This window comes from Halomonas sp. PAMB 3232 (assembly GCF_031954225.1).
Classification (GTDB): domain Bacteria; phylum Pseudomonadota; class Gammaproteobacteria; order Pseudomonadales; family Halomonadaceae; genus Vreelandella.
This window is the reverse complement of sequence record NZ_CP134865.1, coordinates 2,815,518-2,828,811: the sequence shown is the minus strand read 5'-3', so window position 1 is coordinate 2,828,811 and position 13,294 is coordinate 2,815,518. Positions and strand designations below refer to the sequence as shown.

Genomic DNA, 13,294 nt, shown 5'->3' with positions numbered 1-13,294 from the left:
ATGCTCACGCTTCATCGGTTTTACTATAAAGGTACTTCCCAAGTATAAGGAATGGATAGCGTGTATGGTCAGTCAAACTTCCCGGACGAAAGCGTTCAAGGTGAATCGGGTGACCCAACGGGGCAGCCTTTCGGTTCATGTGGCGGATCAGTTGGAGACACTCATCACCGAAGGCAAGGTGGAGGTGGGGGAGAGGTTGCCCACCGAAAACAGCCTGTGTGACTCCTTCGGCGTTAGCCGCACGGTCATCCGTGAAGCCATTACCCATTTGAAATCGCTGGGTTTGGTCGAAACCCGTCGTGGGGTCGGAACTTCAGTGCTGCGCGCCGCGAAGATCGAGGCGTTGCCAGCAAAGCAGATCAATCCGACTACGGTCGAGGACATTCTTCACTTGCTTGAGCTGCGCTTGGCGATCGAGCCGGCGGCGGCGGAGCATGCGGCGCTGCGCTACGACAGTAACGATCAAGCGCGGCTCGAACAACAGCATCACGCCTTCACCAGCGCTTATGTGGCACGCTCACAGGCGCGTGAAGAGGATTATCTGTTCCACTTTGCCATCGCTCAGGCGAGCAAAAATCCTTTCTTCCAGTCGTTCTACGAGCACTGGAGTCAGGGTGTCATTCCCAGAGCCAAACTGTCCAATAGCGAAATCAACCCGCTCTCTTCTCAGCGCTATCTTGAGGGGGTTCAGGGTGAGCATGCGCGCATTCTGGAAGCCATTCTCAAGCGCGACAGCAAGGCGGCCTTTAAGTCAATGAAGCAGCACCTTGAGCGCGCCCGCGATACCTACGCCCAGTACGTGACTAGCACTCCTTGAGCCCGCGGGTATTTTCTCGAGCCGGATCTGTAGGGTATTTGACTTAACTGTTCAAGAACTCTGGCTCTTGGCCTGAGAGTTTCATTAATGCGATGGATGACTGAACTGTACGAGCGTAGCGCGCTGGTACAAGCTGACGTCTTTTTAGACTAATGGGGAAGTGTCGGCGCAACGCAATAGCAGTACGTTGTTAAACGTATTATGTATTACCAATAAGGAGCTTCGTTATAACTTACTGAAGTATATGACTAGGGCTAACCTGCAAGGCGTTTTCAGTTTTGTTGGTAAGCGCCAGGAAAACGCTACCGAGCATAAATACAACGACCTCCCGCTAACCTGACGGAGTATGGTATGAGTTTCCTTCCCAGTTGCGTATTTTCACGTTGTGTCAGCGCACTGCTAATGTTGCTGTGGATGACTACGGCCCACGCCAATACGCCAAGCGACCAGCTGATCATCGCCTTCAAGATGAATAATATTCTTTCGTTGGACCCGGCGGCATCTACGGGCAACGATATCGCCTTCGTCAATGCCAACCTTTACGACATGCTCATCGAGCTGGATCCAGAAGATCCGACCGTGATTTTGCCCGCCATCGCTAGTGATTGGGAAATCGCCGACGATGATATGTCGATCAGGTTTACGCTGCGTGACGACATTAACTTTCATTCGGGTAACCCGCTTACCGCTGAAGACGTGGTATGGAGTCTTGAGCGAGTCATGGAACTCAACATGGCGCTGGCAACGACCTGGAAGGCATTGGGTTACAGCCAAGAGAACATGTCACAGCTTGTGTCGATGCCAAGCTCTCATGAGGTCGTGATCGGCTTTCCCCGAAAGCTCGATCCCAAGTTAGTGCTATATACCCTGGCAACCAGTCCCAGTGCGTTCATTCTCGATAAGAAGCTGGTGCTTTCTCATGAACAGGAAAACGATCTGGGAAACCAGTGGCTAACCACTAACGCAGCGGGTAGTGGCGCATTCATTCTGCAACAGTGGATTCCCCAGGACCGAATCGTCATGACTCGCAATGAGGAGTATTGGGGCGAGGTGCCTGAGCTTTCCAGAGTAGCAATGCGCAACCTCAAGGAATCTCAGACCATGCGGCTGATGATCGAACGAGGTGATCTCGATGTCGCCATCGGTATGTCGGTTCCCGATATTCGCGCGTTAGAAAACGCAGAGGACGTCGATCTACAGACCACTCAGCGCGGTACCCTTTACTACGTTGCCGTTAGCATGCAAAACGAGATTCTGGCCGATCAGAATGTACGACGGGCCATCCGCGGCACTATCAACTACGAGGGTGTCAACGACAGCATCATGTCGTATTACGGCGAGTTTCATCAGCGCCCAGTCAAGCTAGGCTTGCCCGCTACGCTGCCTGAACCGATGTATTCACTTTCCAACGAGCAGGCCCGATCGTTGCTGGCCAAGGCAGGGTACGAAAACGGCTTTACTACCACCATTCGTGCGCTCAACGAGTCTCCCTTCATCAATGTGGCGATCAACCTGCAAAGCAGCCTGCAGCGCATCGGTATTGATGCCGAGATCATCACCGGCACGGGCAACCAGATTTATGGCGCCATGCGCGATCGTCGCTTCGATATTCTCGTAGGGCGAGGCGGTGGCGGAATGGCGCCCCATCCGGACTCCAATCTGACCCCGCTTCTGTTTAACCCGGACAACGACGATGCGGCACGGCTCACCAACTTTCAGGGCTGGCGAACCGGCTATCAGAACGAGCGTATTAATGAGTTGATTTTACAAGCCGTGGCGGAGTCGGATAGCGACGTACAAAATCGCTTATATGGCGAGATCCAGTCCCTTTACGAAGAGGACGTGGGAGCTTTGTTTCCCTTCTCGCAGATGGTCAATACCGTTGCTGTACGGGATGAGGTCGAAGGGTATCGCGATGATCCAGCGGCGATGACGCGCCTGAGATCCATCACCAAGCGCTGACAATCGCCGTCGAAGGCTTCAACTGCGAGGAGATAATAATGACAAGATCACGCTATCTGAGTATTGCGAAAAAACTGGGTGTCGTTTTCATCACCCTGTTCGGGCTTTTAACGATGACCTTCGTGATCGGGCGGCTAATGCCGATCGACCCGGTGCTGGCGGTCATCGGCCCCGATGCCGATACCTCTACTTACCAGCAGGTATTTGAGCAAATGGGGCTCGACCGCCCTATCTGGGTTCAGTATGTCTATTATCTACAGGATATGCTGTCCGGCGATTTTGGGCGCGCTATTCTGACGGGAAGCCCGGTGGTGAATGACATTCTACGTGTGCTCCCCGCCACCATTGAGCTCGCCACTATTGCTATCATGGTAGGCGTTGGGCTGGGGGTACCGCTGGGGGTGTATGCCGCGACCCATCGTGGGCGTTTGGGCGATCACCTGACGCGCTTGATCACGTTGTTCGGCTATTCAACACCGGTATTTTGGGTTGGCATGGTCGGCCTGATTATCTTCTATGCGTGGCTCAATTGGGCGGGGGCCGCGGGTCGCATCGGTTTTGCTTACGACGGCATGTTCACGAGCTATACCGGTTTCTATCTGATCGACACTCTGCTCTCCGGCAGTATCGAGGCTTTCTTTAGCGCAGTACGTCATATCGCCTTGCCAGCACTAATTCTCGGCCTGAATTCGGTTTCCTTCATTGGCCGCATGACCCGCAGCTTCATGCTCGAACAGCTCTCCCAGGAGTATATCAAGACCGCCCGAGTCAAGGGGCTTTCCGAGCGAAGTGTTATCTGGAAGCACGCCTTCAAGAACATTCGCGTTCAGCTTCTGACCATCGTGGCGCTCGCATATGGCGGCTTGCTCGAAGGAGCAGTGCTGATAGAGACGGTCTTTGCCTGGCCTGGTTTTGGCCAGTATTTGACCGATAGTCTCTTGATGGGAGATATGAACGCGGTCATGGCGTCGGTGCTGTTCATCGGGCTGGTGTTCGTGTTCTTGAATCTGCTCTCCGATGTCCTTTACAAGCTGTTCGATCCGAGGACCCAATAATGAAAACTATCCAAGCGATGGAGCATCGTCTTGATGCGCGTGCGGCGCGGCCTAGTGCGCGCTACTCGATGCTAGCCTTGTGGACTAAATCGTTCAAAAAGTTGTGCAAGAACCCTTTAAGTGCGTCGGGTGTGGTCATCGTCGCCATACTCTTGATCTGTGCGATCGCTGCGCCTTGGATCGCGACCCACGATCCGCTTGCTCAGGACTTGACGCGTGTTTTGGCATCGCCCTCGCCGGCCCACTGGTTCGGGACCGATGAGTATGGCCGTGACATCTTCAGTCGAGTCGTCTACGGCTCACGAGTAACGCTCTACATCATCTTTCTCGTAACCGTCATCGTTGGGCCGGTGGGGCTTCTGATCGGTACCATGTCCGGCTACTTCGGCGGCTGGGTCGACAGCGTCTTCATGCGCATCACCGATATCTTTATCTCGTTTCCGAGTCTGGTGCTGGCACTGGCGTTCGTGGCCGCGCTTGGGCCGGGTCTCGAGCATGCTGTGATTGCTATCGCCTTGACGTCTTGGCCACCGGTGGCGCGCTTAGCACGCGCGGAAACCATGACCTTTCGAAAATCAGATTACGTGGTGGCTGCGCAGCTTCAGGGCGCCAGCGCCGCACGTATCCTGTTTCACTACATCGCTATCATGTGTCTCCCCTCGTTGATCGTGCGCCTGACCATGAACATGGCAACAGTTATTCTGACCGCCGCCGCGCTCGGCTTTCTGGGTCTGGGGGCCCAGCCGCCGCTGCCCGAGTGGGGGGCGATGATCTCCACTGGGCGTAGTTACATGCTCGAAAGTTGGTGGCTGGTCGCGTTTCCCGGCGCCGCTATCATGCTGGTCAGCCTGGCCTTCAACCTGCTGGGCGACGGCCTGCGCGATCTTCTCGATCCACGCACCGAGTGAGGAGTACCCATGAGCGTATTGACAGTCGAAAAACTCAACGTCACGTTTCATACCGATGATGGCGCCAAGCACGCGGTGCGCGACGTATCGTTCATCCTGAACAACGAGAAGCTGGCCATCGTCGGCGAGTCTGGATCGGGCAAGTCGACGGTGGGGAAAGCGATTCTGCGCCTCAACTCGCCCTCCACCCAAGTGAGCGCCGAGAGACTCGCGTTTCGCGATCAAGACCTGCTCACCTGTAGCGAAAAGGCGATGCGCTCCATCCGCGGCCAGCATATCTCGATGATCATGCAGGACCCGAAGTTCTCGTTGAACCCGGTGGTGAGCGTGGGCGACCAGATCGCCGAAGCGCTTCGCGTGCATCGGCGCATCTCGCGCCAAGCCGCCCGGGAGGCGGCGCTCGATATGCTGCGCGAGGTCAGCATCAGTGATCCCGAGCACGTTTATGACCAGTACCCGCACGAGATCTCCGGCGGAATGGGTCAGCGGGTGATGATCGCCATGATGGTCATTCCCGAGCCTGACATCATCATCGCCGATGAGCCCACCTCGGCGCTCGATGTCTCTGTGCAGCAGGACGTGCTCGATATCCTCACCCGGCTCATCGAGAAAAAGAACATCAGCCTCATTTTCATCAGCCACGATCTCAACCTGGTCAAGAAGTTCTGCGACCGCGTGCTGGTGATGTACAGCGGCCAGGTGGTCGAATCGATCAGGGCGAGTGATCTCGCCAACGCCTCGCATCCCTACACGCGGGGACTGATGGAGTCGCTGCCGAGCCTGCGCCACCGCCGGGCAACACTTCCGGTGATGACCCGCGATCCCGCCTGGCTCACCCAAGGAGGCGCGCCATGATCGCCATCGACTCGCTCTCCTTCGATATCTCGACCTTCACCAAGCGCAAGCGCATCCTGAGCGACATCTCCCTCGAGATAAGAAAGGGGGAGTGCTTCGGGCTCGTCGGCGAATCAGGCTCGGGCAAAAGCAGTATTCTCAAGTGTCTGGCAGGACAGTTTCAGGGTTGGGAGGGCGCAATCGAAATCGAGGGGCGCTCGATCGCTGAGACGCCGCCCAAAAAGCGCAGCGATACCCTCCAGATGGTATTCCAGGATCCTTTCGGCGCCCTGCATCCCCGCCACACGATTCGAAAGATCCTGAGCGAACCCTTGGCGATCAAGGGCGTCGCGGACAAGGCGGATCGCATCGAGAAAGCGCTCACGGATGTAGGGCTTGATGCGTCGTTTTTGCCGCGCTACCCCCATCAGATCTCGGGCGGCCAGCGTCAGCGTGTGGCGATTGCAAGGGCGATCATTATGGACCCGAGCATCCTGTTGCTTGACGAGCCGACCTCTGCTCTGGATGTCTCGGTCCAGGCGGAAATCCTTAACCTGCTCGCCTCGCTGCACCAGCGCCATCAGCTCACCTACCTGATGGTTTCCCACGATCTGGGCGTCATCGCTCACCTGTGTGAACGGGTTGCCGTCATGCAAGCCGGCCAAATCGTCGAGGTCGTCTCCCGGGATGATCTGGTCGAGGGCAACGTGACCCACTCCTATACCCGGGAGCTTCTCGAGCACGCTTTCAGCCGCGAGTGAAAAAAGGCCGGCGCCCGTGGGGCGCCGGCCACTGGATCATTTAGTCAACGCTAGGCCATGCCAGCGCCTTGACGATCTCAATCGAGGTTATCGGAGCTGCGCATCGAGCCACTCGAAGGCGGCGTCCTGCATATCGGCGGTGAAGACGTGCCCCTTGTCTTCCCACAGGCGCGTCGTCAGATGCTCCTCGGCGCCATGGGCGCGCCAGACGTCATGCATGCGCGCCATGGCGCCCTCGACCGCGCTGGGCGGAAAGAGCGTATCCTCTTCACCGGCGTAGACGAGCATGGGCGCGGGAGCCGCTAGCGCCGCCACGTCGGGAAAGTCGAGCAGCTGGAGCAGGGACGGGTGCAGCATATTGAAGGCCGACTGGCCGCGCAGCTGGTTGTTGCCCGGCACCATCAGCCCCTTTGCCTGCGCCATCCAGGCGTTGGCGACGGTGGCACTAATGTGCGGAGAGAGCGCGGCCACTTGCCATGCCCGGAACGCACCCATCGAGAAGCCGACCGCAGCGACCCGGTTCGGGTCGGTGTCGGGAAGCTCTGTTAGAAACGCCGCGGCGCGCACATCTTCGAGGGCGATCAGCCCCGCCAGCGAAGAGCCCAGGTTGAACAGGTTGGCCGCCAGCGCCTGCTGTGCCTCATAGCCGTTGCCTTCACGGTCTCCCCAGCCGAGCGCGTCCGCAGCCAAGACGACGTAGCCACGCTCGGCCAATTCCTCGCCGGGAAACCGGCCTGAGAAGAATCGGGCTGCCCACTCAGTGGCCGAGCTTAGCCGCTGTTCGTCGTACCAGGGGGCAATCCACTTCTCCTTGCCGATATCAAAGCGCGAGCCGTGGTCATGCAGCATCAGCGCTGCCGGAAAAGGGCCTTCCCCCTTTGGAACGAGCAATAGCGCCGTTATACGGCTTTCATCAGTGACGTTGAAGGCGATACGACGAGCAACGAAGCTGCCTCGATCGACCTCGTCGATGAGCTTGGCGTCGAACGGACGAGAGGCGGTGTAGGGCAGGATACTGGCACGTACCTCGGGCAACACACGTTCACGCCAAGTGCTTGGGTCGCCGCCCTCGTAAGCAAGCGGAAATGTCATGCGCTCCTTGAGCGCCTGATGAAAAAGCGGGAGGTTGTCCTCGGTGACGCCCTGTGGGTCGGCCTGAGCGGTATGCAAGGCCGCCAGCGCCAACGTTATCGTCGAAAGTCTTTTCATTGGTCGTTCCCAAAGGATTCATTGCCGACAGCTAGCGCACCGATTCGCATCAGCCAGTCGGATAAAAGATCGGGCCATTTGGCAACTGGCAGGGCCTGCGCGCCGGCGATACCGAAGCCGTGGCCGCCGTCGCGAAAAAGGTGCAGCTCCGCTTTCACGCCAGCGCGATGGAGCGCGCAGTAAAACGTTATGGCGTTCATGGGTGATACCGATGGATCGTCATCGGCATGCACGATAAAGGTTTCGGGCGTTTGGCGGGTAACGTTCAGTTGCGGTGAGCGCTCATCCTTTTGTAAGGAAGAGGGCGTTTCGCCCAGCAGAGCGTCGCGGGAGCCGGTATGTACGTCCGAGTCCTGCATGGTGATGACCGGATAAACCAGTGCCAAAAAATCGGGGCGCGCAGACACGCCTTGCTCCTTTTCAAGAAGGGGATACGTGTTTCGGTCATGGTTAGTGGCAAGCGACGCGGCTAGATGGCCCGCGGCGGAAAATCCCAGAAAGCCGATTCGCTTGGGATCCAGACGCCACTCGTCGGCGTGGATTCTGAGCATACGTATCGCGCGCTGCGCATCGGCCAGTGGCGCGTCGGCGCGGTTTGCGTGGCCTTCTCCGGGTAGACGGTAGGTCAGCAGAAAGCAGGTCACGCCCAGCGGTGCCAGAAGTCGGGCGAGTTCGAGCCCTTCCTTATCCAGCACAATTCGGCGATATGAGCCCCCGGGAGCGATGATGATCGAGGCGCCGTTTGGCTGCTCGGGTACCCAGGCTGTCAGGCTGGGGGTCACGACACCGGTAAGCGCTCGGTTCGCACGAAATGGATTGCCTGAGCGTTCTTCCACGTTCGGCTGCAGATTTTCTGGCGTACCTGCAGGAGGCTCGTTCCAGAGGGGGAGTACGGTTTCATGTTGAAGTGTTCTGCTCATGAAGGCTCCTGAAGCGGACAAACTGCGCCAGGACTTCACCGTGATGGGCAAGAATCAGGGCGCAGTTTGACGGGGTTCTCATTAAAAGAGCGCCTGAAGCAAAGGCTTCAGGCGCTCTTTTAATTCAATCGAAAACCAATCGCTGTAGTTGCAGCGCCCGCTCGCGCTGCTCGCTTACCGTACCGGTATCACGCTGCAGTAATGTCTTGATGTCATCAAGGGTTTGCTTATCGAACGGGGCGTCTGCGTCTGAGACGTCATCCTCCTGGATAAACCAGTTACCGCTTTTGATATCGCCATGGACGCTATCGTGGTACTGGCTTTCGCTCAAGAGATGAAGTGACACGTTGTCCGTCAGCGTGGCCGGCTCGAGCTGATCACCATAAGGACTTTGGCGAACGATGAAGTTAAACCGCGCGTTGTCGATTGCCACGTTATTGCTGATAGTAAGCGGCCCGGAATTGAAGTTGTCGGTAAAGCCATCCATACCGTTGTTGAACGACAAGTTGCCTTCCACGGTGTGCGCGACAGGCAGGCCTTCTCCGCCCAGTTTGAAACCATTACCCAGATTACCGCCAGCCTGCTGATTGTTCAGTGTTTGACCGTTGTTGAAAGCGATGGAGTTGGTAATAGTAACAACGCCGTTGGGGCCATCCTCGACCTTGTTGAACAGATCCCAGCCGTCATCGATATTGTGGTGGGAAAGGCAGTGGTCGAATGAATTGCCGTCACCAATACGCATTTTGGCGGCAAATCCATCTGCATTGATACCCGAGGCGTCTTCGTTGTTATAGCTTTCGCTGTAGCGCACGGTGTTGTGACTTGCCCAGAGCGCGCGACCCACGTCATCGGGTGAGGTTATCTGAAACCCTGTGTCCGGCGCGCCGTGGGTCACGATATGTTCAAAGACGTTATGACTGCCATGAACGATCAATCGCTCGCCGTCGACTTCCAAGTGGTCCAGCTGCCAATAGTGTGCGTTATGCGACACCATACCGGTAAAGCGTACGTCCGCGCCTTCACCGGAAAGCCGTTTTAATGCCCCGGGCGAGCCGCTGGCGCCAAGCGGAATCTCGATCGCTTCGTACTCACCATCGGCCATGTGAATGGTGCCGCCCGGCGCAACGCGAGTAATAGCCGAGGCCAGATCCAAGGGGTTCTCAAGATCGCCTGGTTGGTCTTCGCGGCCTTCCGGCGATACGTACAGGTTGTAGGGGTCGGCAACGCTGGCCGGTTCGAGCGTTAAGGAGATTTCCTGTGTAGTGCCCGGCCCATCCGAAGGGTCGAACGTCAGCGCCACTTCCATAAGCTCGTTGACTTCCAGCGGCAAGCGATAAAGCTCCCCGGCGTCTAACTTTTGCGCCTCGCCGAGCGCTTCTCCTTCTCGAGAAACGCTATATGTTCCAGCGTAATTGGCTATCGCCTGAAGCGCGTAATCATCCGTGGTAACGAGCTCGGGGGAGGCGACGGACCAGACCAGCGGCATCGGTGGCGCTTCATAGGCCTTGGCTTGTTGGGTGTCGGCGTCGGAAAGCTCGAGGGTGATATCCGATACGCCAAGCCGCGCGTTTCGAGCGGCGAAAAAGCCGATGTACTGATGATCCGGGTCCTGAATCTTGACCAGGTTGGCGGGGGCGTCACTTAATTCATGACGATGGACCTGATCACCATCATCGAAGCTAACGCTAAAGTGCTCATCGGTACGCGCTAGACTCATGTGATAGCGATGTTCGCCCCCATACTCCATTCCTTCGGCGTAATCTTCCTTGCTAAGCAGGTTGCCAGGATTTCCCCAAGGGTCCTGAATGCCTACGCGGTACACTGCTGTTGCGTTTGTCAGGCCATCGTTTTCACGGCTATGCGAGCGCAACAGATTCATGACCATGTTGGAAGCTGCCGGAAACTCTTCGTGGCCGACGGGCTGAGGGTTAGCGCGTGGGGCGCCAAGTACGTCGCGCACGATGATCCCGGCGCCTTCCTGTCGATTGGGGGTGGCGCCCGTCTCGGGACCTAACTGCTCGAGCGTGAGCGTTGCGCTAAGTACGAAATTCTGGTCGGTCGGTAGCGTTGTATAATAAAAAGTTCCCCCCTCATGAGAGTTGGCTAATTTACCGCCGCGACTCTCTATTGTGACATGCTCGAGCAGAGCACCCGATGCGACAGGTTCACCGTCATGGGTTACCTCGTTGGTACCCACTTTATCGGGAAGGATGGTAGAGCCAAAATTCAAATCGGTGGATTGACCAAACGTAATACTTTCCCAAACCAGCTCTGAGACGTCATCGGCATGAACAAGCGAAGTCGCTAGTGCAGGTGAGACAAAAGTAAAGACAAGCGTTGCGATTTTTTTCATGAAAAACCTTATGTTTATAACTGTATTTATGATTGTTTTAGCCAAGCCACTAATAGCTTTATGGCAGTCCATGTGCTTTGTTGATTAAAAATAATACATAGTATGTTTGACTGCTAATATTAGCTTAAAGTATAAGTCTTCCCGCTTTTGCAAGCCGTCCTGTTGTGTCTCTACCCGACCCGGGTTTTTGCTTACCTCAAAAAATCGATGTGGTAAAAATGCTTGTCTGATTATTCAGGCGATAACTAACAATATGGTCTGGCAATTGTACGGCTGCTAAGAGGTAGCCGCTGTGTGTAGGAATTTTGAATTTTTATGAGCGTTTTTTAGCCAGTAAGAAGTTTTAAGGTGAGCGTGATATTTACGTTGAACACAAAAAGGTCTTGGCAAGGCTCTCTTTTTAGGGGAGAGAAGAAGGTACCTATCGAACGAAATATGCATATTCGAGCTTTATAAATATTTTCTGTACCGGTAGAAAAACTACTAGAAGCAGAGTCAAATCCTCAGTTTTGTAACGAACAGTATTGATCGACACCTTATATTTATCGTTCATGCGGGAAATGGGTAAAGTGGGGTGGCAAACGATATCCTGTGGTCCGCTGCTCTTTAAAAGCTCGTGTTCGATAACCGACATGAGCGGTTTGAAACCGCTTCCTTCTTGCTCCATTTATAAGTCTTGTCATTAATATATAAAGGTTTTTGAGAGGTATGGCTGGCGTGAGTTCAAAGCAATGTGAGGTGGAACGCGTATGCGCGTTCGTGATATCAGAATTTGACAGAGCGGTTGAAGTGATGTGGCCATTCTGGCCAATACTGATCTAGCCAATACTAAATGAAAACGCGGTAAGCGATGAAAGAGAGGGCTAATAGATATCAATTGTTAAAGTGGCGGTATAAGGATGCTTGTTAGCAAGTAGCGTATTCTCACAGCGCTGTAAATTTCTTGTTCATCAATTGCGACACAGAAAATGAAGAAATGGCTTTTTAGGAGAAGCGACGTGGCACCACGTGATTTCTAAAAATCACGGCAACCATGTGTGATCCTTGTGTCGGAATTGCTCATCCAGAGTTTCAGTAGTCTCATATATATCGCGCAGAAAACGAAAAATGGTTGTTTGTTTTCGGTCATTAAATCTTTTTCATTCAATGGGATAGTTGGTATCTGTCACGAAATTAGGATCTGCTTCATACCATTGTCTATGTTGTTGAGTAGATAAGGTCTCTTTAATGTTAAACATATTATGTATTACCTTGCGCGTAAGGCTAAACATCGACCGACACAAAAACAGGACCAGACACGATGAAGATCGAAAAAATTTCAGTAGATGTAATCCGCTATGAGTCCAGGTTAGCGCGGGATAGCGCAGGCCATGCCCACGCCGGTAAGGCCAGTGAAGCCCAGATTGCCATGCTCAGCGTTACAGCCGAGGATGGCAACAAGGGCTACGCTTTCGCGCCCAAAGAGCTGATCCGCCCTTACATCGTGGAGCAGTATTTCAAGAAGGCGGCCCTGGGTAAGCCAGTCCACTGCAGGGAATTGATCTGGCAGGATCTTTGGCTTCGTCAGCGCGGTAGCGGGGCCCAGCTCACCGACCGAGCCATGGCCATTCTGGATCAGGCGCTTTGGGATCTGGCCGGCCGGCAGCTGGGTGTGCCGGTTTACCAGTTGCTCGGCGGCGCCCGTCACAAAGTCAAGGCGTACGCCAGCACCATGTGTGGTGATGAAACCCGGGGAGGCTTATCGACTCCGGAAGAGTACGCCCAATTCGCACAGGATTTGGTCGCGCGCGGTTATCAGGGGATCAAGCTGCATACCTGGATGCCGCCGGTCAGCTTCGCACCCAGCGTGGAGATGGATATTCGCGCCTGTGAAGCCGTGCGTGAAGCCGTAGGGCCTGACATTGCGCTCATGCTGGACGGTTATCACTGGTACAACCGACTGGATGCCCTGAAAATCGGCCGCGCACTCTCTCGGCTGGATTTCGCCTGGTTCGAAGAGCCGATGCCTGAAGACTCCATGGAGTCCTACCGCTGGTTGACACAGCAGGTAGATGTTCCTGTCATCGGTCCGGAAACCTTGGGCGGCAAGCATCAGAGTCGTGCCAGCTGGGTTCAGCACAATGCCTGCGACATATTGCGTGCCGGCGTTGCCAATGGCGGCGGTATTACGCCTTGTATCAAGGCTGCACACTTGGCAGAAGCGTTTGGCATGGACTGTGAAATTCATGGTAATGGTGCACCCAATCTGGCAGTAGTGGGCGCCATTACCAACTGCCAGTGGTACGAGCGCGGCTTGTTACACCCGCACATGGATTACGACGAAGCGCCTGGCTATCTCAACGTCATCGTCGATGAAATGGACGAGCAAGGCTTCGTTCACCTGCCGGATCGTCCGGGATTGGGCGAAAGCATCAATTTCGATTACATCAAGGACAACATACTGGAGAGCTATTAAACCAACCAGATTCGATTGGC

Annotated in this window: 10 protein-coding genes; 7 read left to right on the top strand and 3 right to left on the bottom strand. The window is 55.3% G+C overall.

What is annotated here, in order from left to right:
- Positions 1-64 precede the first annotated feature (64 nt).
- From RN346_RS12945 to RN346_RS12920, 6 genes are all read left to right on the top strand, one after another.
- Positions 65-817 carry a FadR/GntR family transcriptional regulator gene (locus RN346_RS12945; protein WP_311961345.1) on the top strand — a complete coding sequence of 251 codons (753 nt, stop codon included), beginning with the start codon at positions 65-67 and terminating at the stop codon, positions 815-817.
- A gap of 351 nt (positions 818-1,168) precedes the next feature.
- Entirely contained in the window at positions 1,169-2,779 is a 1,611-nt protein-coding gene (locus RN346_RS12940) for an ABC transporter substrate-binding protein (protein ID WP_311961344.1), read from the top strand.
- A gap of 38 nt (positions 2,780-2,817) precedes the next feature.
- Entirely contained in the window at positions 2,818-3,834 is a 1,017-nt protein-coding gene (locus tag RN346_RS12935) for an ABC transporter permease (RefSeq protein WP_311961343.1), read from the top strand.
- Positions 3,835-3,965: 131 nt separating this feature from the next.
- The gene (locus RN346_RS12930; protein WP_311961342.1) at positions 3,966-4,742 is read left to right on the top strand and encodes an ABC transporter permease; all 777 of its coding nucleotides are present in this window, start codon (positions 3,966-3,968) and stop codon (positions 4,740-4,742) included.
- A gap of 9 nt (positions 4,743-4,751) precedes the next feature.
- Positions 4,752-5,597, top strand: a complete 846-nt coding sequence (locus RN346_RS12925; RefSeq protein WP_311961341.1) for an ABC transporter ATP-binding protein — start codon at positions 4,752-4,754, stop codon at positions 5,595-5,597.
- Positions 5,594-6,337: an ABC transporter ATP-binding protein gene (locus RN346_RS12920; RefSeq protein WP_311961340.1), complete on the top strand. Its 744-nt coding sequence runs from the start codon at positions 5,594-5,596 to the stop codon at positions 6,335-6,337. Before RN346_RS12925 ends, RN346_RS12920 begins: the two co-directional genes overlap by 4 nt.
- Before the next feature lie 87 nt (positions 6,338-6,424).
- Here the strand turns inward: RN346_RS12920 and RN346_RS12915 are convergent, their stop codons facing one another.
- From RN346_RS12915 to RN346_RS12905, 3 genes are all read right to left on the bottom strand, one after another.
- Entirely contained in the window at positions 6,425-7,546 is a 1,122-nt protein-coding gene (locus RN346_RS12915) for a dienelactone hydrolase family protein (RefSeq protein ID WP_311961339.1), read from the bottom strand.
- A complete protein-coding gene (locus RN346_RS12910) occupies positions 7,543-8,466 on the bottom strand; it encodes an alpha/beta hydrolase (RefSeq protein WP_311961338.1) in 924 nt (307 codons plus the stop codon). Before RN346_RS12910 ends, RN346_RS12915 begins: the two co-directional genes overlap by 4 nt.
- 124 nt (positions 8,467-8,590) lie before the next feature.
- Positions 8,591-10,819, bottom strand: a complete 2,229-nt coding sequence (locus tag RN346_RS12905) for a right-handed parallel beta-helix repeat-containing protein (RefSeq protein ID WP_311961337.1) — start codon at positions 10,817-10,819, stop codon at positions 8,591-8,593.
- A gap of 1,300 nt (positions 10,820-12,119) precedes the next feature.
- On the opposite strand from RN346_RS12905, the gene RN346_RS12900 reads away from it, so the two are divergent.
- Complete coding sequence (locus tag RN346_RS12900; protein ID WP_311961336.1) at positions 12,120-13,274, top strand: mandelate racemase family protein; 1,155 nt, start codon at positions 12,120-12,122, stop codon at positions 13,272-13,274.
- The last annotated feature ends 20 nt before the right edge of the window (positions 13,275-13,294 follow it).

Excerpts from the sequence above, each read along its gene's own strand:
- RN346_RS12945 (WP_311961345.1), top strand. The coding sequence starts at position 65 with ATGGTCAGTCAAACTTCCCGGACGAAAGCGTTCAAGGTGAATCGGGTG.
- RN346_RS12935 (WP_311961343.1), top strand. The coding sequence starts at position 2,818 with ATGACAAGATCACGCTATCTGAGTATTGCGAAAAAACTGGGTGTCGTT.
- RN346_RS12900 (WP_311961336.1), top strand. The coding sequence starts at position 12,120 with ATGAAGATCGAAAAAATTTCAGTAGATGTAATCCGCTATGAGTCCAGG.
- RN346_RS12905 (WP_311961337.1), bottom strand. The coding sequence starts at position 10,819 with ATGAAAAAAATCGCAACGCTTGTCTTTACTTTTGTCTCACCTGCACTA.
- RN346_RS12925 (WP_311961341.1), top strand. The coding sequence starts at position 4,752 with ATGAGCGTATTGACAGTCGAAAAACTCAACGTCACGTTTCATACCGAT.
- RN346_RS12920 (WP_311961340.1), top strand. The coding sequence starts at position 5,594 with ATGATCGCCATCGACTCGCTCTCCTTCGATATCTCGACCTTCACCAAG.
- RN346_RS12915 (WP_311961339.1), bottom strand. The coding sequence starts at position 7,546 with ATGAAAAGACTTTCGACGATAACGTTGGCGCTGGCGGCCTTGCATACC.
- RN346_RS12910 (WP_311961338.1), bottom strand. The coding sequence starts at position 8,466 with ATGAGCAGAACACTTCAACATGAAACCGTACTCCCCCTCTGGAACGAG.
- RN346_RS12940 (WP_311961344.1), top strand. The coding sequence starts at position 1,169 with ATGAGTTTCCTTCCCAGTTGCGTATTTTCACGTTGTGTCAGCGCACTG.